This is a genomic window from Pseudomonas sp., assembly GCF_050739775.1.
Taxonomy (GTDB): Bacteria; Pseudomonadota; Gammaproteobacteria; order Pseudomonadales; family Pseudomonadaceae; genus Aquipseudomonas.
In genome coordinates this window covers 1-18,258 of the sequence record NZ_JBOICA010000009.1, presented here as the reverse complement: position 1 = coordinate 18,258, position 18,258 = coordinate 1, and the positions used below count along the sequence as shown (strand labels likewise).

The 18,258-nt window shown below is 60.9% G+C and carries 12 protein-coding genes and 2 tRNA genes; 5 read left to right on the top strand and 9 right to left on the bottom strand.

The genetic code is table 11. The features are described from left to right. Positions 1-121: 121 nt before the first annotated feature. The 3 genes from ACRESH_RS06765 to ACRESH_RS06755 all read right to left on the bottom strand — a co-directional run bounded on the left by ACRESH_RS06765 (position 122) and on the right by ACRESH_RS06755 (position 4,416). Complete coding sequence (locus tag ACRESH_RS06765) at positions 122-3,913, bottom strand: molybdopterin-dependent oxidoreductase (protein WP_431741238.1); 3,792 nt, start codon at positions 3,911-3,913, stop codon at positions 122-124. A gap of 334 nt (positions 3,914-4,247) precedes the next feature. Next, a tRNA-Asp gene (locus ACRESH_RS06760) sits at positions 4,248-4,324 on the bottom strand. Between the two features lie 16 nt (positions 4,325-4,340). After that, positions 4,341-4,416, bottom strand: a tRNA-Val gene (locus ACRESH_RS06755). Between the two features lie 159 nt (positions 4,417-4,575). On the opposite strand from ACRESH_RS06755, the gene rdgC reads away from it, so the two are divergent. Together rdgC and sugE are read left to right on the top strand one after the other, a co-directional pair. Next, entirely contained in the window at positions 4,576-5,496 is a 921-nt protein-coding gene (gene rdgC, locus ACRESH_RS06750; protein ID WP_431741237.1) for a recombination-associated protein RdgC, read from the top strand. A gap of 154 nt (positions 5,497-5,650) precedes the next feature. Further along, positions 5,651-5,968, top strand: a complete 318-nt coding sequence (gene sugE, locus ACRESH_RS06745; RefSeq protein WP_431741236.1) for a quaternary ammonium compound efflux SMR transporter SugE — start codon at positions 5,651-5,653, stop codon at positions 5,966-5,968. Between the two features lie 15 nt (positions 5,969-5,983). Here sugE and ACRESH_RS06740 read toward each other — a convergent pair whose 3' ends face one another. Both ACRESH_RS06740 and ACRESH_RS06735 read right to left on the bottom strand, forming a co-directional pair. Next, on the bottom strand, positions 5,984-7,858 hold the full coding sequence (locus tag ACRESH_RS06740; RefSeq protein ID WP_431741235.1) for an MFS transporter: 1,875 nt from the start codon (positions 7,856-7,858) through the stop codon (positions 5,984-5,986). 79 nt (positions 7,859-7,937) lie between these two features. Further along, a complete protein-coding gene (locus ACRESH_RS06735; RefSeq protein ID WP_431741234.1) occupies positions 7,938-9,083 on the bottom strand; it encodes a TDT family transporter in 1,146 nt (381 codons plus the stop codon). A 185-nt stretch (positions 9,084-9,268) separates the two neighbouring features. On the opposite strand from ACRESH_RS06735, the gene ACRESH_RS06730 reads away from it, so the two are divergent. Both ACRESH_RS06730 and ACRESH_RS06725 read left to right on the top strand, forming a co-directional pair. After that, positions 9,269-10,444: an MFS transporter gene (locus ACRESH_RS06730; protein WP_431741233.1), complete on the top strand. Its 1,176-nt coding sequence runs from the start codon at positions 9,269-9,271 to the stop codon at positions 10,442-10,444. A gap of 171 nt (positions 10,445-10,615) precedes the next feature. After that, complete coding sequence (locus ACRESH_RS06725) at positions 10,616-14,089, top strand: hybrid sensor histidine kinase/response regulator (RefSeq protein ID WP_431741232.1); 3,474 nt, start codon at positions 10,616-10,618, stop codon at positions 14,087-14,089. Here ACRESH_RS06725 and rmuC read toward each other — a convergent pair. Further along, complete coding sequence (gene rmuC / locus ACRESH_RS06720) at positions 14,061-15,449, bottom strand: DNA recombination protein RmuC (RefSeq protein WP_431741334.1); 1,389 nt, start codon at positions 15,447-15,449, stop codon at positions 14,061-14,063. The genes ACRESH_RS06725 and rmuC overlap by 29 nt on opposite strands. 180 nt (positions 15,450-15,629) lie before the next feature. Beyond that, on the bottom strand, positions 15,630-16,058 hold the full coding sequence (locus ACRESH_RS06715; protein WP_431741231.1) for a tetratricopeptide repeat protein: 429 nt from the start codon (positions 16,056-16,058) through the stop codon (positions 15,630-15,632). 955 nt (positions 16,059-17,013) lie between these two features. Between ACRESH_RS06715 and ACRESH_RS06710 the strand changes: the two genes are divergently transcribed. After that, entirely contained in the window at positions 17,014-17,238 is a 225-nt protein-coding gene (locus tag ACRESH_RS06710) for a hypothetical protein (protein ID WP_038608173.1), read from the top strand. Between the two features lie 205 nt (positions 17,239-17,443). Here the strand turns inward: ACRESH_RS06710 and ACRESH_RS06705 are convergent, their stop codons facing one another. Further along, positions 17,444-18,103, bottom strand: coding sequence for a hypothetical protein (locus ACRESH_RS06705; RefSeq protein WP_431741230.1), 660 nt, complete (start codon positions 18,101-18,103; stop codon positions 17,444-17,446). Positions 18,104-18,168: 65 nt separating this feature from the next. Next, a partial coding sequence (locus ACRESH_RS06700) for a transposase domain-containing protein (protein WP_431741333.1) occupies positions 18,169-18,258 on the bottom strand: 90 nt, incomplete at its 5' end.

Below are 18,258 nucleotides of genomic sequence, written 5' to 3'. Positions count from 1 at the left end.
TGTGATAGTGCAAAAGCAGGGACCGTGCCAACTGCCAAAGCCCTTTAAACCGGGGCTTTCTCGCTAGCGCAAACGGCAGTTATCGACCCAGGCTGGTGCAGCCATCCCCCTTATGGGGCACTCAATACACGTCGCGCACATAGCGTTTGCTGCGGCTCAGTTCACTGACGTAGGCATCGGCCTGCTCGGCGCTCAACGCTCCATGCTTGCTAACCACCTGCTTGAGCGCGGCATCGACATCACGGGCCATGCGCTCGGCATCACCACAGACATAGAAGTGCCCGCCCTCCTCCAGCCAGCGCCAGAGTTCGGCGCCTTGCTCAAGCATGCGCTGTTGCACATAGATCTTTTGCGCCTGGTCACGTGAAAACGCCGTGTCCAGGCGGGTCAGATGCCCTTCGCGCTGCCAGGTCAGGAGCTCGTCGCGGTAATAGAAATCGCTGGCCGCCTTTTGTTCGCCGAACAGCAGCCAGTTGCGCCCCTTGGCGCCCTTGGCCTGGCGCTCCTGCAAGAACGCCCGAAACGGCGCGATACCAGTGCCGGGGCCGACCATGATCACCGGCGCAGTGCTGTCCTTGGGCAGACGAAAATGCGCGCTCGGCTGAGTGAAAATAGCCACCTCACCCTGTGCGGCACGATCGGCCAGATAGGTTGAGCAGACCCCTTTGCGTTGGCCATAACGGACAGTGGAAACGGTCAGGTGAACCTGGCCAGGGTGAAACTTGGCGCTAGAGCTGATCGAGTACAACCGCGGCTGCAACGGCTTGAGCAGGCTCAGCCAGGTATCCAGGTCCAGCTCCGGTTTGAAGGTTTGCACCAGATCAATCAGTTGTTTGCCCCACAACCATTGCTTGAGCGCCGCCTTGTTCTGCGGTTTGAGCAAGTCCTGCAGGTGCGCGTTCGCACCGTGCTGGGCCAAGGTCTCCAGCATGGCCGGCGTAACTCGGGCGATCTCCAGATGCTCGCTCAAGGCAGTGGCCAGCGGCATGTCGGCCTGGCCCTTGAGCCGTACCGCCTGACTGCCATCCAGGCGGGTCATCGTGAGCAGCTCGTCCACCAGCGCCGGACAGTTGCGCGGCCACACCCCCAGAGCATCGCCGGCTTGATAGCTGAAGCCGCTGTCGCGCAGGTCGAAGACGATTTGTCGAGTTTCTTTACTGGCGCCTGGACTATTGAGCAGGCGGTTTTCCAGCACGCGAGCCGGCAGCGGTTGCTGTTTGCTGAAGCCGCTTGCCAGCGGTGACGGCACAGGCAAGGCAACCGTCAGGTGGCCCTGCCCGAGCTTGGCGAGCAGCGCCTGCAACCACTGCCCTGCTGGCTCGGCGAAGTCCCCCTCGCAATCGACCCGCTCCAACAAGCGCTGGCCACCCAACTCGGCCAGGCGCTGGTCGAGCTTGCGACCGAAACCACAGAATTGCTCATAGCTGGAATCGCCCAGGGCCAGCACGGCATAAGGCAGTCCGGCGCAACGTTGCCCATGCTCGCCCTGCAAGTCCTGCCAGAACGCCGCGCCGCTATCCGGTGCATCGCCATCGCCAAAGGTACTGGCGATCAGCAGCAAGCTGGCGGGACTGTCCAGTTGCGCCAACGCCACATCCTCCATGCAGCTCAACTGCACCGGCAGGCCAACCTCACGCAGGTGTTCGGCGCACTGTTCGGCCAGGGCCTGGCCGTTACCGGTTTGCGATGCCCAGAGCAGCAAATGCTGGTCCTGCATCGAAGCGCTTTGTTGCTCGACTTGAACCGCGCTGATGCGTTCGCCAGCGATCCGGCTCAGGGCCACTGCGCAGTACTTGAAAGCCGGTTGCAGCGACTGCGGGTCGACGGCGTCGCTGGTCACCGCGTTGATGGCCAGGTTGTCGCCGTAGACATCGTTCCAGTGAAACGGCGCAAAACAGTTGCCCGGCAATACTCGCGTGGTAATCCGCGCGGGCAACACGGCCTGGCCGCGCCGCGAGCGCACCTGTACCTGATCCTTTTCGGCAATGCCCAGGCGCTTGGCATCCTCGGGATGTATCTCGACGAAGGGGCCGGGATCGAGTTTGTTCAACGCCGCGACTTTGCCGGTCTTGGTCAAGGTGTGCCATTGATGCTGGACCCGACCGGTGTTGAGCACCAACGCAAACTCGTCATCCGGCAGTTCGGCGGCGGGCAGGCAGGGCCGGGCAAAGAAGCGCGCCTTGCCGCTGCTGGTGGCGAAGGCAATGGCGGGAGCCTGGCCCTCGGCATCGCGATAGAGCGTCTGGCTGACCCCGTCGTTGCGATAACGCAGCGGGCTGCGGGTGTCTTCACGTCCTGGTTCACACGGCCATTGCTGGGGCGCCTGACGCAAACCGGCATAGCTGACGCCGCGCACATCGTAGCCAGTAGCCGGATTCCAGGCCCGGCGGATCTCGTCAAACACCGCCTCGGCACTGTCGTAGCTGAACGCCTCGGCATAGCCCATGGCACAGGCGACACGGGCAATGATCTGCCAGTCGGGCAAGCTGTCGCCCGGCGGCTCGACAGCCTTGCTCATCAACGTCAGGTTGCGCTCGGAGTTGACCATGACCCCTTCCCCCTCGGCCCAGAGCGCGGCGGGCAGAAGAATATCGGCATAGCGATTGCTCTCGGTGTCGAGAAAGGCATCCTGGGTAATCACCAGTTCCGCCCGCTGCAGGCCGTCGATCACCTGCTGGCGGTTGGCGACGCTGGCCACCGGGTTGCTGCAAATGATCCAGCAGGCTTTGATCTGTCCGGCCGCCAGTTGCTCGAACAATACCACGGTGCCGTCACCGGTTTCGCTACGCAGGCTGCCGGCAGGCACCTGCCAGAGCTGCTCGACGAAAGCGCGATCGCTCTCGACCAACGCCGAACGCTGGCCAGGCAAGCCCGGGCCCATGTAACCCATCTCGCGCCCGCCCATGGCGTTGGGTTGACCCGTCAGGGAAAACGGCCCGCTGCCAGGCCGGCAAATGGCCCCGGTGGCCAGGTGCAGGTTGCACAGTGCGTTGGTCTGCCAGGTGCCATGGATGCTCTGGTTCAGGCCCATGGTCCAACAGCTCATCCACTCCGGCGCCTGGCCGATCCATTCGGCGGCCTGGCGAATATCGGCTTCAGCAAGCCCGGTGATGGCGGCGACCCGCTCAGGGGTGTAGTCCTCGAGAAAGTCCGGCAGAGTTTCCCAACCCTCGGTGTAGCGCTCGATGAAATCATGGTCACAGTGGCCATTGTGCTTGAGCAGATAAAGCAGGCCATTAAGCAGCGCCAGATCGGTGCCTGGCTTGATTTGCAGGAACAGGTCGGCCTTGTCGGCGGTGGCGCTACGCCGCGGGTCGACGACAATCAGCCGGGCACCGGCCTTGAGCCGGTCGAGCAGGCGTAGAAAGAGGATCGGGTGACAGTCGGCCATGTTCGCACCAATGATGAAAAACACCTCGGCGCGATCAAAGTCCTGATAGCTGCCCGGTGGTCCGTCGGCGCCCAGCGACTGCTTATAGCCGCTGCTGGCGCTGGCCATGCACAGGCGTGAATTGGATTCGATGTGGCGGCTGCGGACGAAGCCTTTGGCCAGCTTGTTGATCAGGTACTGGGCCTCCAGCGACATCTGTCCGGAGACATAGAATGCCAGGGCATCAGGCCCATGTTCGTCAATAATTGCGCGCAAACGCCCGGCCGCCTGCTCGATCGCCATATCGATAGCAGTCTGCAGCGGATCGCGTTGACGCTGATCGCGCAGGTAGGCGTGCTCCATGCGCCCTGATTCGCGCAACGGCTGATGCGCGGTCAGGCCCTTGGTGCATAAGCGGCCGAAATTGCTCGGGTGTTGTTTGTCACCACTGACCTTGGTCACCCGGTTGCCCTCAACCGTCATGACGATGCCGCATCCCACACCACAATACGGGCAAACGCTGCGCACATTGGTGCTGCTCATCTGCCAACCTCCTGCTTGCGCAAACAAAAAGGCGCCCTGTTGCCCCGGCTTGTGAAAACCAGCGGGAGCAACACGGCGCCTTTGTCGTGAACGGGGCAATCTGCGTTGATTGCCGGATAAGCAGGTATAAGCAAGGCCCGCGCCAGCTTGCGCAGCCCAGCAAAAACACGGCATAGACAGAAATTTGTGGTGACCGACGCACCGACTTGGGGAGAGATGCACCAAGCCGAAGCACTGGGGCAACGACAGCAGGAGATGCAGAAACAAAAAAAGCGACCCTAAGGTCGCTTTCTTTTTGGCTTCCGGGTGTTCAGTGGGCCCTGGAAGCTAAATATGGCGCAGCGGACGGGACTCGAACCCGCGACCCCCGGCGTGACAGGCCGGTATTCTAACCGACTGAACTACCGCTGCGCGATACACTGAGAAGTGGTGGGTGATGACGGGATCGAACCGCCGACCCTCTGCTTGTAAGGCAGATGCTCTCCCGGCTGAGCTAATCACCCTTCGTCTCGGTGTGGCGCGCATTCTACGGAGCACCGAACACTCTGGCAAGCACTTTTTTAAAAAAAATTTTCAGGCGTTCCAAAGACTTAGCGGACTTGGCCTGAAGCGCCCGCTCGGAGAATAATGCCCTCCTTATGTGTTGAGGAGAGATTCACCCCATGTGGTTCAAAAACCTGCTGACCTATCGCCTGACCCAGGATGTCCCGTTCGATCCCGAAGCGCTGGAAACCGCTCTGGCCAGCAAGCCGGCGCGCCCTTGCGCCAGCCAGGAGTTGACCACTTACGGTTTCGTCGCCCCCTTCGGCAAAGGCGAGGATGCGCCGCTGGTCCATGTCAGCGGTGACTTTCTGCTGATCGCTGCACGTAAAGAAGAACGTATCCTGCCTGGCAGCGTGGTGCGTGATGCGGTCAAAGAGAAGATCGACGAGATCGAAGCCGAACAGATGCGCAAGGTCTATAAGAAGGAACGCGACCAGATCAAGGACGAGATCATCCAGGCCTTCCTGCCGCGCGCCTTTATTCGTCGCTCGATGATCTTTGCCGCCATCGCCCCCAAGCAGGGCCTGATCCTGGTCAACTCGGCCAGCGCCAAACGTGCCGAAGACCTGCTGTCGACCCTGCGTGAAGTGATGGGCTCGTTGCCGGTGCGTCCGGTGACGGTGAAGATCGCCCCGAGCGCGACCATGACCGACTGGGTCAAGACGCAGCAAGCCGCACCCGACTTCTATGTACTGGACGAATGCGAACTGCGTGACACCCACGAAGACGGCGGCATCGTGCGCTGCAAACGCCAGGACCTGACCAGCGACGAGATCCAGCTGCATTTGGGTACCGGCAAGATCGTGACCCAACTGTCTCTGGCCTGGCAGGACAAACTGTCGTTCGTGCTCGACGACAAGATGGTCATCAAGCGCCTGCGCTTTGAAGAGCTGCTGCAGGACCAGGCGGAAGAAGACGGCGGCGACGAGGCACTGGGCCAGCTCGATGCCAGCTTTACCCTGATGATGCTGACCTTCGGTGAATTCCTGCCGGCGCTGTTCGAAGCGCTGGGCGGCGAAGAGATTCCGCAGGGGATCTGAGGCCTTATCGCGGAGCAAGCCCACTTCCACCGGATGGAGCGGGCTTGCCCCGCGAGTCCAGATTGGGCACTATATTGCCCACTGTGAGGACGGCCTTACGACGCACCGCGTGAACGTTTAGGGGACGGCCCCATCACTCTGATGGAGACTCTGCATGTCCTGGATCATCCTGTTTTTCGCCGGCCTGTTCGAAGTAGGCTGGGCTGTCGGCCTCAAGTACACCGATGGTTTTACCCGCCCTATGCCCACTGTCCTGACCGTCGGCGCCATGGTCATCAGCCTCGGCCTGCTGGGCCTGGCCATGAAAGAGCTGCCGCTGGGCACTGCCTACGCCATCTGGACCGGCGTCGGCGCCGTTGGCACCGTGATCGCCGGCATCATCCTGTTCGGCGAATCCATGGCACTGGTGCGCCTGGCCAGCGTCGCACTGATCGTCAGCGGCCTGATCGGCCTCAAGGTCAGCACCAGCTGACCTTGCCCTGCGCCGTCAGCGCAGGTCGCCACGCAACTGGCTGACCTGCTCACGCAACAGCGCCGGTTCCGCCATCTCTACCGGGATGGCGGCACCGGCCACCAGGGTCACCCGCGACCACAGGCGGCGAAAAAAGCCCTTGGCCGGATCGCGACTGAAGAAACTCCCCCACAAACCCTGCAACGCCAGGGGAATCACCGGCACCGGCGTTTGCTCGATGATCCGGCTCAGCCCACCCTTGAATTCATCGATCTCACCGTCAGTGGTCAGCTTGCCCTCGGGGAAGATGCACACCAGTTCGCCATCCGCCAGGTAGGCGGCAATCTGTTTGAACGCCCGCTCGTAGGTCTCGGGGTGTTCAGTGCGCCCGGCAATGGGAATGGCGCCCGCCGTGCGAAAGACGAAGTTGAGCACTGGCAGCTGGTAGATCTTGTAGTACATGACAAAGCGAATTGGCCGACGCACTGCTCCGCCGATCAACAGCGCATCAACGAACGACACGTGGTTGCACACCAGCAATGCCGCCCCCTCCTCCGGGATCTGTTGCAGGTCGCGGTGCTCGACCCGGTACATGGAGTGGCTGAGCAGCCAGATCATAAAGCGCATGGTGAACTCAGGAACGATCCTGAAAATGTAGGCGTTGACGCCGATGTTCAGCAGCGACACCACCAGGAACAACTGCGGGATGGTCAACTCAAGCAGGCTCAACAGCACGATAGTGACAATCGCCGACACCACCATGAACAGCGCGTTGAGGATGTTGTTGGCGGCAATCACCCGTGAACGTTCGTGCACAGCGGTACGCGACTGGATCAGCGCGTACAGCGGCACAATATAGAAACCACCAAAGATCCCCAGGCCGACAATCGCCAGCAAAATCCACCAGGCCTGGGCCATGCCCAGCAGGGCCAGCCAGTCATGAGGCGTTGCAGCTGCCGGGACATCCCCCGAATGCCACCACCAGAGCAAACCGAACAGGGTCAGGCCGAAGGAGCCGAACGGCACCAGGCCAATTTCCACCTTGTGCCCGCTGAGGCGCTCACACAGCAAGGAACCCAGGGCGATCCCCAGCGAAAACAAGGTCAGCACCAGCGTGACCGCGGTCTCGTCACCGTGCAACCAATCCTTGGCATAGGCCGGAATCTGCGTGAGATAAATGGCCCCGACAAACCAGAACCAGGAGTTGCCGACAATCGAGCGCGAAACTGCCGGGGTCTGGCCAAGGCCCAGGCGCAAGGTCGTCCAGGACTGAGTGAATATATTCCAGTCCAGCTTGATCTGCGGCGACGCTGCACTGGCCCGGGGAATCCACTGGCTGGACAGGTAACCCAGCGCAGCCACCGCGACCACGGCACAGGCAACCACAGGCGCATAGTGCGTGCTGGACATCATCACCCCGGCACCAATGGTGCCCGCTAGGATGGCCAGGAAGGTGCCCATCTCGACCAGGCCGTTACCACCGACCAGCTCCTGCTCATGCAAGGCCTGGGGCAGGATCGAGTACTTGACCGGCCCGAACAGCGCCGAATGGGTGCCCATGGCAAACAGCGCCAGCAGCATCAGCGCCAGGTGATTGGTCAGAAAGCCGATGGCGCCAATGGCCATGATGCCGATTTCAGCCAGCTTGATCAGACGGATCAAGGCATCCTTGGGGTACTTCTCGCCGAACTGTCCGGCCAGGGCGGAAAACAGGAAAAACGGCAGAATGAACAGCAAGGCGCAGAGGTTGATCCAGATCGAGCGGTCACCCTCGATGGCCAGCTTGTAGAGAATCGCCAGGATCAACGACTGCTTGAACAGGTTGTCGTTGAACGCCCCCAGCGACTGGGTAATGAAGAACGGCAGAAACCGTCGTTTGCCAAGAAGGCTGAATTGCGAGGCTTGACTCATCGTCCGTGTACCTGAGTGGGGCTTTGTCATTGGAGGCACGCAGGCCGCACAAAGCCACAATCACCCAGGTAAATGCAATCTACTTGTGTAACCCGGCAATGCACGGCGAGACGAACAACTCACCCCGCCAGGCACCGCGCAGGGTCAGGCTGCTGACCATCATCCACAGGCCGGCCAGCGCCACCACCAGTACCAGGCCCATATGCTGGAAGAAGCCCAACCCCAGCCAGGCACCCAGTTTGAGGGTAGCCAGGGTGTAGACCCCCAGCGGAAAGGTGAAGCCCCACCAGCCCAGGTTGAACGGCATGCCATGGCGCATGTAGCGCAGGGTGATCAGCACGGCGGTGAGCAACCACCACAAGCCTGCTCCCCACAACACGATCCCGGCGACCAAGCCCAGGCCCCGGGCGATTTCACCCAGGTCACCGAAACCGTTAGCGGCGAATATCGCCGGTGCTTCAGCCCCCAGCAGCAGCATGCCCAACGCACCGGTACCAATGGGACCCAGCGCCAGCCAGCTCGAAGCAGCCATGTTGGCGTGGGGCAGTTTGTGCAGGGCCATGCGCAGCATGAGGATGGTCAGGATGCTGAACGCCACCGGCATCGACACCGCCCACAATACATAGCTGGTAATCAGCACCAGAAACTGACTGTGGGCATCGACCAGGTGCGGCGCCAGCTGGCCCCCACTGGCGGCAGCGACCTCAGCGGCAACCACCGGCAACAGCCAGACCGCTGTCATCTGATCGATGCTGTGCTCCTGGCGGGTGAACATCAGGTAGGGAATGGCCACGCCGCACAGCAGCGCCAGACCAACATCGAACCACCAGAGTGCCTCGATCCAGGGCACGATGCCTTCGCCCCAGCGATTGACGCCAAACAGCAAGCACCCGTTGAGGATTGTCGCCAGCCCCATGGGGATGGTGCCGAAGAACATCGACACCGTGGAGTGGGCAAAAATCTGTCGTGCTTCATTGAAGAACATTATCCAGCGTGCGGCATACAGCCCGCTGAACAGGACGAACAGCGCAATGGTCAACCACCACAACGCTTCTGCCGGCCCATTCAGGCTGTCCATGCCGATTTGCATAAGGGCCAGGGCCAACACCCCGGTGCCCATGGTCGCGGCGAACCAGTTGGGGGTGAACTGACGGATGATTTCACGCGGGTGAGCCAGGTGGCTCAGCGGACGCAAGGGTGAAGCGGTCGGTTGCAGGCATGGCATGGTCGGAGTCTCCTGTAGGCCGGTGACGTGAGCTCATCTTATGCCCTTAAAGAATATCCATATAACGTGTATTTTCTCTATCTGTTATCTATTTTGTAGATATAGAAATCCCCTGTCCGACCTTTCCTGCCCGAGCGTATGCTTGATCACTGACGGCCCAACGCAATAACAACAAGGACGTGACAATGCTCGCTGCCGTAAGACGCTACAGCCCGCAAGTACGCCTGCTGCTGGCAACCACCTTTGTTTTGACCCTGGCCCGGGCGATCACCCTGCCCTATCTGGTGGTCTACCTTGCACAAAGTTTCGCCCTGGATATCAGCGGCATCGGCTTGATGATTGGCGGCGCGCTGATTGTCGCCTCGCTATTGAGCCTGTATGGCGGCTACCTGATCGATACCCTGCGCAGCTACACGGTGATCATCATTTCGACCCTGGTCTTTACCCTGGCCTTCGTTGCCGCGGTGGCCAGCCGCGAGCTGAGCCTGTTCTTCAGCAGCCTGGTGCTGATCAACCTGGCCCTGGCCGTGGTCGACATTGCCGCCAAGTCCGGATTCTGTGCGTTGCTACCCGTGGAAGAGCGTTCTGAGGTGTTCTCGATCAAGTACACCTTGAGCAACGTCGCCTACGCCGTCGGGCCCTTTGTTGGCGTAGCCCTGATCATGCTTGATGATCACTTGCCCTTTCTGGTTTCAGCGCTGCTGGGCCTGACCATGTGCCTGAGCTACCGGCGCTGGGGCGAGCGCTCGGCGCGGGCGAGCCTGGACAGCGCCCCCCAGGCCGGCTTTCTCAGTGTTGGCGGGCAACTGCTCAAGGACCGCCGGTTGATCTGCTTCACCCTCGGCGGCGCGCTCAGTGCCGTGGTCTTCGGCCAGTTCACCGCCTACCTGTCGCAGTACCTGGTGGTCACCAGCAATGCCAGCGAAGCGGCGCGGTATATCAGTTACCTGGTAGCCACCAACGCCGTCACAGTCATTGCCCTGCAGTACGTGATTGGCAGGCGCATCAGCAGTCGCCACCTGATGCCCTGGCTGATGGCCGGCATGGCGCTGTTTCTGGCCGGCTTGCTCGGCTTCTCGCTGGCCCAGTCGCTGCTGGCCTGGTGCCTGGCGATGCTGGTGTTCACCCTGGGCGAAATTATTGTCATCCCGGCCGAGTACATGTTCATCGACAGCATTGCCCCTGAGCATCTGCGCGGGGTGTATTACGGCGCACAGAACCTGTCCAACCTGGGTGCAGCACTGGGGCCGGTGATCTGCGGTTTTGCCCTGGCGCATCTGGTGCCGGTGGCCACCTTTTACCTGTTGATCGGCTCGGTGTTGCTGGCGGCGCTGTTCTATTACCTGGGGGCTCGGCGCTGACCGTCATCGCGGGGCATGCCCGCTTGACCTGGCCCTGCCCGGCTGAGACCTGCGACGCTCTGCCACTGCGACCATAGTCGGCACTGACGTATCGCCAACGGCGTGCCAGACTGATTGATCGAGGATCGCCGTTACGCTGACGGCTGTTCCCTATTTTGTTTCGGAGTACTCATGTCGCTGTCCAGTGGGCTGATCGCCGTGGTCGCCCTGGCCTATATGGCCATCATGTTCGCTATCGCATTCTATGGTGACCGCCGCAAAACGCCGCTGCCACCGCGCCTGCGCGCCTGGGTGTACAGCCTGTCGCTGGCGGTGTATTGCACCAGCTGGACCTTCTTCGGCGCCGTTGGCCAGTCAGCCGAACAACTCTGGGCGTTCCTGCCGATCTACCTGGGCCCTGTGCTGTTGCTACTGTTCGCCCCCTGGGTGCTGCAGAAGATGGTGCTGATCAGCAAACAGGAAAACATCACCTCGATTGCCGACTTCATTGCCGCCCGCTACGGCAAATCCCAGTCCCTGGCGGTGGTGGTGGCGTTGATCTGCCTGGTCGGCGTGCTGCCCTATATCGCCTTGCAGCTCAAAGGCATTGTGCTTGGCGTCAACCTTTTGATCGGCGCCAGTGCCGACGCCACTGGCAGCCGCGTGCAGGACACCGCGCTGGTGGTGTCGCTGGTGCTGGCATTGTTCTCCATCGTCTTTGGTACCCGCAGTCTGGATGTGACCGAACACCACCGTGGCATGGTCCTGGCCATTGCCTTCGAGTCCCTGGTCAAACTGCTGGCATTTCTGGCTGTCGGCGCCTTTGTCACCTTCAGCCTGTACGATGGATTCGACGACCTGTTCAGTAAGGCGCAACTGGCCCCGCGCCTGGAAGGTTTCTGGAACGAGACGATCAATTGGCCGTCGATGGTAGTGCAGACTGGCGTAGCGATGATGGCGATCATCTGTTTGCCACGGCAGTTCCATGTCACCGTGGTCGAGAACATCGAACCGCAGGATCTGCGCCTGGCCCGCTGGGTGTTCCCGACTTACCTGATCCTCGCCGCGCTGTTCGTGGTGCCGATTGCCTTGGCCGGGCAGATGCTGCTACCGGGCGTGATACCCGACTCCTTCGTCATCAGCCTGCCGCTGGCCGAAGCCCATCCGGCCCTGGCCTTGCTGGCGTTCATCGGCGGGGCCTCGGCCGCCACCGGCATGGTGATCGTCGAAGCCGTGGCGCTCTCGACCATGGTCTCCAACGACATGCTGCTGCCCTGGCTGCTGCGTCGTAACAATGCCGAGCGGCCGTTCGAAGTGTTCCGCCACTGGATGCTCTCGGTACGCCGGGTCACCATTGTTGTCATCCTGCTGCTGGCCTATGTCAGCTACCGCCTGCTCGGCCCCACTGCGAGCCTGGCCACCATCGGCCAGATCGCCTTTGCCGCGGTGACGCAGCTGACACCGGCCATGCTCGGCGCGCTGTACTGGAAACAAGCCAACCGCCGTGGGGTGTTCGCCGGCCTTGCCGCCGGGATCTTCCTCTGGTTCTACACCCTGGTCCTGCCGATTGCCGCCCACAGCCTGGGCTGGCCGCTGGAGCTGTTCCCGGGCCTGGCCTGGCTGCACGGCAACCCGCTGAACCTGCCGATCACGCCACTGACCCAAGGTGTGGTGTTGTCGCTGGCCGGCAACTTCACCCTGTTCGCCTGGGTCTCGATTCTCTCGCGCACCCGAGTGTCCGAGCACTGGCAGGCCGGACGCTTCATCGGCCAACAGACCAGCGCCCGGCCCAGCAGCCGCTCGTTGCTGGCCGTGCAGATCGACGACCTGCTCCAACTGGCGGCACGCTTTGTCGGTGAAGAACGCGCGCGGCAAAGCTTCATCCGCTTTGCCTACCGCCAGGGCAAGGGTTTCAACCCCAACCAGAACGCCGACGGTGACTGGATCGAACACACCGAACGCCTGCTGGCCGGTGTGCTGGGCACGTCCTCGACCCGCGCGGTGGTCAAGGCGGCCATCGAAGGCCGCGACATGCAGCTCGAAGACGTGGTGCGCATCGCCGACGAAGCCTCGGAAGTGCTGCAGTTCAACCGCGCCCTGCTGCAAGGCGCGATCGAGAACATCAGCCAGGGCATCAGCGTGGTCGACCAGAACCTGCTCCTGGTGGCCTGGAACCGCCGCTACCTGGAGCTGTTCAACTACCCCGACGGCCTGATCAGCGTCGGCCGACCGATTGCCGACATCATCCGCTACAACGCCGAACGCGGCTTGTGCGGGCCGGGCGAAGCCCAGGTTCACGTGGCCCGCCGCCTGCACTGGATGCGCCAGGGCCGTGCGCATACTTCCGAGCGGCTGTTTCCCAATGGCCGGGTCATTGAGCTGATCGGCAACCCGATGCCCGGCGGCGGTTTTGTCATGAGCTTTACCGACATCACCCCGTTCCGCGAAGCCGAGCAAGCGCTCAAGGATGCCAACGAGGGCCTCGAGCAACGGGTCACCGCGCGCACCCAGGAGCTGTCGCAATTGAACCAGGCGCTGACTGAAGCCAAGAGCCACGCCGAAGCCGCCAACCAGTCCAAGACCCGTTTCCTGGCCGCCGTCAGCCATGACCTGATGCAACCGCTGAACGCTGCCCGGCTGTTCTCTGCCGCCCTCTCGCACCAGGGCGACGGACTGTCCGCAGACGCCCAGCAACTGGTCCAGCACATGGACAGTTCACTGCGTTCGGCCGAAGAGCTGATCAGCGACCTGCTCGACATCTCGCGCCTGGAAAACGGCAAGATCACCCCCGATCCGAAACCCTTCGCCCTCAACGAACTATTTGACACTCTGGGCGCCGAGTTCAAGGTACTGGCCCAACAACAGGGTCTGGATTTTCGCGTGCGCGCAAGCCGCCTGCGGGTGCACAGCGACATGAAACTGTTGCGCCGGATCCTGCAGAACTTCCTGACCAATGCCATTCGCTACGGCAAGAGCCCGATCCTGCTGGGTGTACGTCGGGAAAGCGGCAAGCTGTGGCTGGAGGTCTGGGACCGCGGCCCAGGCATTGCCGATGACAAGCTGCAAGTGATCTTCGAAGAGTTCAAACGCCTGGACAGCCACCAGACCCGCGCCGAAAAAGGCCTGGGCCTGGGCTTGGCGATTGCTGACGGCCTGTGTCGAGTACTCGGTCATACCTTGGAGGTGCGTTCCTGGCCCGGCAAGGGCAGTGTGTTCCGTGTCAGCGTGCCACTGGCCACGACACCGGCACCGGCCGTCGTCACTCCGGCCGAGCAAGCCGGCCAACCACTGGCCGGGTTGCAGGTGCTGTGCATCGACAACGAAGACAGCATCCTGATCGGCATGAACAGCCTGCTCAGCCGCTGGGGTTGCCAGGTCTGGACGGCGCGTAATCGCCAGGAGTGCACTGCGCTGTTCGAAGAGGGTCTGCGTCCGCACTTGGCTCTGGTCGACTATCACCTGGACGAGGGCGACACCGGCACCGAGCTGATGGCCTGGCTACGCACCCGTCTGGGCGAGCCGGTGCCTGGCGTGGTGATCAGTGCCGACGGACGCAGCGAGACCGTGGCCCAGGTGCATGCCGCTGGCCTCGATTACCTGACCAAGCCGGTCAAGCCGGCCGCCTTGCGTGCCCTGCTCAATCGGCATCTGAGCCTGGTCCAGTAAGGGCGCTGGCGACCAGCGGGTCGCCTTCGCTCATGGCGCGTTCGAGGAGATCGGCCGGAAGGCTCTTGCTGGCGCGGGCACCGAGCAATTTGAGCTGTTCACTACGGCTGATCAAATTGCCACGGCCTTCACAGAGCTTGTTACGCGCGGCGCTGTAGGCTTTATCAACCTGTTGCAGGCGATTGCCCAGCTCGTCCAGGTCCTGGATGAATAACACGAACTTGTCGTACAGCCAGCCAGCACGCTCGGCAATTTCCCGGGCATTCTGGCTCTGGCGCTCCTGCTTCCACAGGCTGTCGATCACCCTCAGGGTAGCCAGCAAGGTGGTTGGGCTGACGATGACGATTTGCCGGTCGAACGCCTCCTGGAACAGGTTTGGCTCGGCCTGTAGCGCTGCGGAAAACGCCGCTTCGATAGGCACGAAGAGCAGGACGAAATCCAGGCTGTACAAGCCTTCCAGGCGGTTGTAATCCTTGCCCGACAAACCTTTGACATGGTTGCGTAACGACAGCACATGCTGCTTGAGCGCCGCCTGGGCAATCTCGCTGTCGTCAGCGGCAACATACTGCTGATAGGCCGTCAGGCTGACCTTGGAATCGACCACCACCTGCTTGTCACCAGGCAACATGATCAGCACGTCCGGCTGGAAGCGCTCGCCATCGGCACTCTTGAGGCTGACCTGGGTCTGGTATTCGCGGCCCTTTTCCAGTCCCGCATGCTCCAGCACCCGTTCCAGGATCAGTTCCCCCCAGTTACCCTGGGTCTTCTGGCCCCTCAGTGCCTGGGTCAGGTTGGTGGCCTCATCGCTCAGACGCAGGTTGAGCTGCTGCAGGCGCTCCAGCTCCTTGGCCAGGGAAAAGCGCTCGCGGGCCTCCTGCTGGTAACTGTCTTCAACGCGTTTCTCGAACGCCTGGATGCGCTCCTTGAGCGGGTCTAGCAACTGGCCTAAATGCTGGTGGCTGGTCTGAGCGAAACGCTGTTCACGTTCGTCAAAGATCTTGGTAGCCATCTCGGCGAACTGGGCGCGCAGTTCATCACGAGAACCCTGAAGATCATCCAGGCGTTGCTGATGGCTTTCCTGCTGTTCGCGCAGCTCGGCACCCAGGGCGGCACCGTGGGCATCCAGGCGACGCAGTTCGGCCTCACGGGCAGTACGTTCGATTTGCCAGGCGTGGGCGGCGTCGCGGGCGTTATCGCGGTCAATCTGCAGCAACTCCAGCTCACGGGCTTGAGCCGCCAGCGTCGCCTGCTTGGCCGCATTGGCCTGGCCCAGGTCACTGATCTCGTCGCGACTGGCATCGAGCTGGGCGAGCAAGCCTTCCTGGGCCATCTGGGCACTGCCCAGGCGCTCCTCGAGCAAGGCCGCTTGCGCCTCACGGGCGGCCAGCCGCCGTTGCTGCGCAAACACCCAACCCAGACAGGGCACTGCGGCCACCATGATACCCAGCACGATGCTGGTCAGATCCAACGCCATCACCACCCAAACACCCCCCAACTGAAATCAACGGCTGAGCTTATCAGCCTTGCCGCTGTACTGCAGTCAAGCGTCTGCCAGCTGCTTGAGCAAGCGCCGGGCTTCCTGGGATCCCTGGGACGACGCCAACTCCAGCCAATAGCGGGCCTGTTCGGGTTCATTGATCTGTGGCTGTGCGCACAGGCGACCGTATTCAAGCTGGGCACGTCGGTCTCCGGCACGCGCGGCCTGACGCAACAGATCGTGTCCGATGCGCCGGTCGCGGGCATTACCGCAATCACGACAGAGCATCTGCCCCAGACGGCTTTGCGCGACCACCACCCCTTGACGCGCAGGCTGCTTGAGCAAGCGCCCGGCAAAATGTTTGACGTTGGGGTTGTCACCCAGCCGCGGATTGTCGAGCAACCACAAGGCGACCTTCAAGGAGAAGCGCTTGGGCTCGGGCAAAGGCGCTGGAGCGCAAGAAATTGCGGGGATTTTAGCGCGAAACTTCATAACCAACAGCGAAGGCAACTCGAGAGGCGCGCCACTCTACTCCTTTTTTCTGGCTATGGCCCGAGGCCTTTCGATACTTTTTTCGAAATATTTCTACGTTTATTTATTGACGCTGGCCGAGGAATTTTCTCATGACAGAAGTTCGCGCAAGGATTGTAGGACACATCGGAAAAACCTAGCACGCCCGTCCTAGAGCAAGCGCTCGGGACAATCCACAGAAGCTGTGGATAACTCGGTGGACAACCCCCTTAAGGACCCCGCAAAGCCCCATGAAATGGGGCTTTGGCTCAAACTGACGATTTTTTCACCAGCTAAAATAAGTGTTTTTTTTCATTGACTTAAGCGCTCAGTCAAGTCATTGGCGAGCCCATCAGGTGCTGTTGCAGGGTCTTAACATCGATTGCTCCAAGTGTGTACAACCGCCCTAAAGAAAGGCAGTTCGCTGCACGAATTTGGCACGTTCCCTGCCTTACCCTTCTTCAAGCAGCCCTTCACAGGAAGCCAAAAACACGAGATACTGAGCGGCTCCTCTGATGAAAAGTTACCAGCCCTTGCCAAGACCCGGCCATTGCTGTAGTCTTTCGACCGTTAGTACCAAGCTGAAAGTCAATTCTGGCCAAAACAGTCCTTACAGTGCCCTGTCCACCCGGAACAGCGCCTGTTGAAACAAGGACCGGCCCACTCGATGGTTCCCAGGTAAATCACTTCTTACTCTGACCGAACCAACCTGCAGATTGATCAGGATCTTCACCCCGTGGCATAGAACCTCGACCCGGTGTGTTGCCTGCCCTCTGACGTACCTACCAGTCAGCCCCAGCGCCACATTATAAATGCGCCCAAAACTGGCTGCCCTGTTCCAGTCAGGTTCTTCGCCCAGGTTAAATCCCGGCGTTACTGGAACGTTTTAAGTGTGCACGGATCGAAACCGTGTCTATTGCAGGAATATCTAATAACTATGACTCACTCCATCCACACTCAGGCTGCGATTCGCACCCTTTCCCAGGCATTTGCCCCATTGAACTGCCTGATTCTGGCGTCGCGCAAAGGCGGCTTCAGCTTCACCCTGGTCAACGAGCACGGCATTGCCCGTCACAGCGAGCGACTGTACCCCGAGCAGTACAGCCAGTCCGAGCCGCTTCAAGCGGTCATCGAGCGCACCCGTCAGGCCTTGGTTGCCTGACCCCGCTTCGCTGCAACAGCTCAAGCCCCGCACAATTAACTAATACCCTAACGGTACATAGTTTTATGAGCGGGGACCGCAGATTTAGCCGGTGCCGGCATTCGTCCACCATAACCTTACGATGTATAAATACATCGTAAGGTATCGCAATTCCTAAATCCTAGCAGCAGCGGTTATGCCGACACTTTTCCAGGTGCCTTTATCATTAATCGTTGACGTCTACTTGCCCAGGACCGTAAATCCAATCGAAGCACGCTTGATCGAACCACGTAGCGAAGCGCTCGACCTCAGTGAGGACTGTATTGAGCTTGTCCGCATCGACGTGCAGCGTGGGCTCGATCATCCACATTGAATCTATATCCAAACCGCTGACCTCTAGGTGAGCGAGTAAGTTGCGTTCATGGTTAGCAAGGAGGAAAGGGCTTGGATGCTTCTTCAGATCCTTCGCCGCATGCGTTGGAGTGAGACGTGTCAGACTTCCTGGGTGCTGAGCCCGGTTTCTGGCCAACACGAGTTGCTCAAGCATGCCTAGATTCGCACCGCTGTCATCGAACTGCACACCGATGGAGTTCGAGAACACAGTCCTGTAACCGTGCAACCACCCCTTGCGGAACAACGGCTTCCGTTCCTCCGGGGCGATTTTTATCCCGAGCTGCTGCTCCCAAGTTTCGAGGTAGACGTGAAGTGCGCCGGCCAGCATCGATACGCAGGAATGGCCGAGCACTTGAACGGCATCGGATGCCTCGCCCCACTCGATCTCGTATGGTGGCTCTCCGTCCTCGCTATATGGCGGCTCAAACGGTGGCTCACCCGCTTCGATTAAGCGTATACGTTCGACAAAGGACGCAGTGGCATCTCGATACAAGTACCGGATGAAGCTAACGCGCTGTTTCAGAAACGTAAGCGGTTGGGGAACACACCTTGCTCAGGTCAGCCCGACATCCATTGATGCGGTAGCAGTTGGTCGATCTCACTGGCCTTCTGCGTCGGCAACCGCGTCAGCACGTCCTTGAGATAGGC

What these genes read in the sequence shown, in the direction of transcription:
- ACRESH_RS06730 (WP_431741233.1), top strand. Translation starts at nt 9,269, where the DNA reads ATGCTCGCTGCCGTAAGACGCTACAGCCCGCAAGTACGCCTGCTGCTG.
- rdgC (WP_431741237.1), top strand. Translation starts at nt 4,576, where the DNA reads ATGTGGTTCAAAAACCTGCTGACCTATCGCCTGACCCAGGATGTCCCG.
- ACRESH_RS06710 (WP_038608173.1), top strand. Translation starts at nt 17,014, where the DNA reads ATGACTCACTCCATCCACACTCAGGCTGCGATTCGCACCCTTTCCCAG.
- sugE (WP_431741236.1), top strand. Translation starts at nt 5,651, where the DNA reads ATGTCCTGGATCATCCTGTTTTTCGCCGGCCTGTTCGAAGTAGGCTGG.
- ACRESH_RS06715 (WP_431741231.1), bottom strand. Translation starts at nt 16,058, where the DNA reads ATGAAGTTTCGCGCTAAAATCCCCGCAATTTCTTGCGCTCCAGCGCCT.
- ACRESH_RS06765 (WP_431741238.1), bottom strand. Translation starts at nt 3,913, where the DNA reads ATGAGCAGCACCAATGTGCGCAGCGTTTGCCCGTATTGTGGTGTGGGA.
- ACRESH_RS06740 (WP_431741235.1), bottom strand. Translation starts at nt 7,858, where the DNA reads ATGAGTCAAGCCTCGCAATTCAGCCTTCTTGGCAAACGACGGTTTCTG.
- ACRESH_RS06725 (WP_431741232.1), top strand. Translation starts at nt 10,616, where the DNA reads ATGTCGCTGTCCAGTGGGCTGATCGCCGTGGTCGCCCTGGCCTATATG.
- ACRESH_RS06735 (WP_431741234.1), bottom strand. Translation starts at nt 9,083, where the DNA reads ATGCCATGCCTGCAACCGACCGCTTCACCCTTGCGTCCGCTGAGCCAC.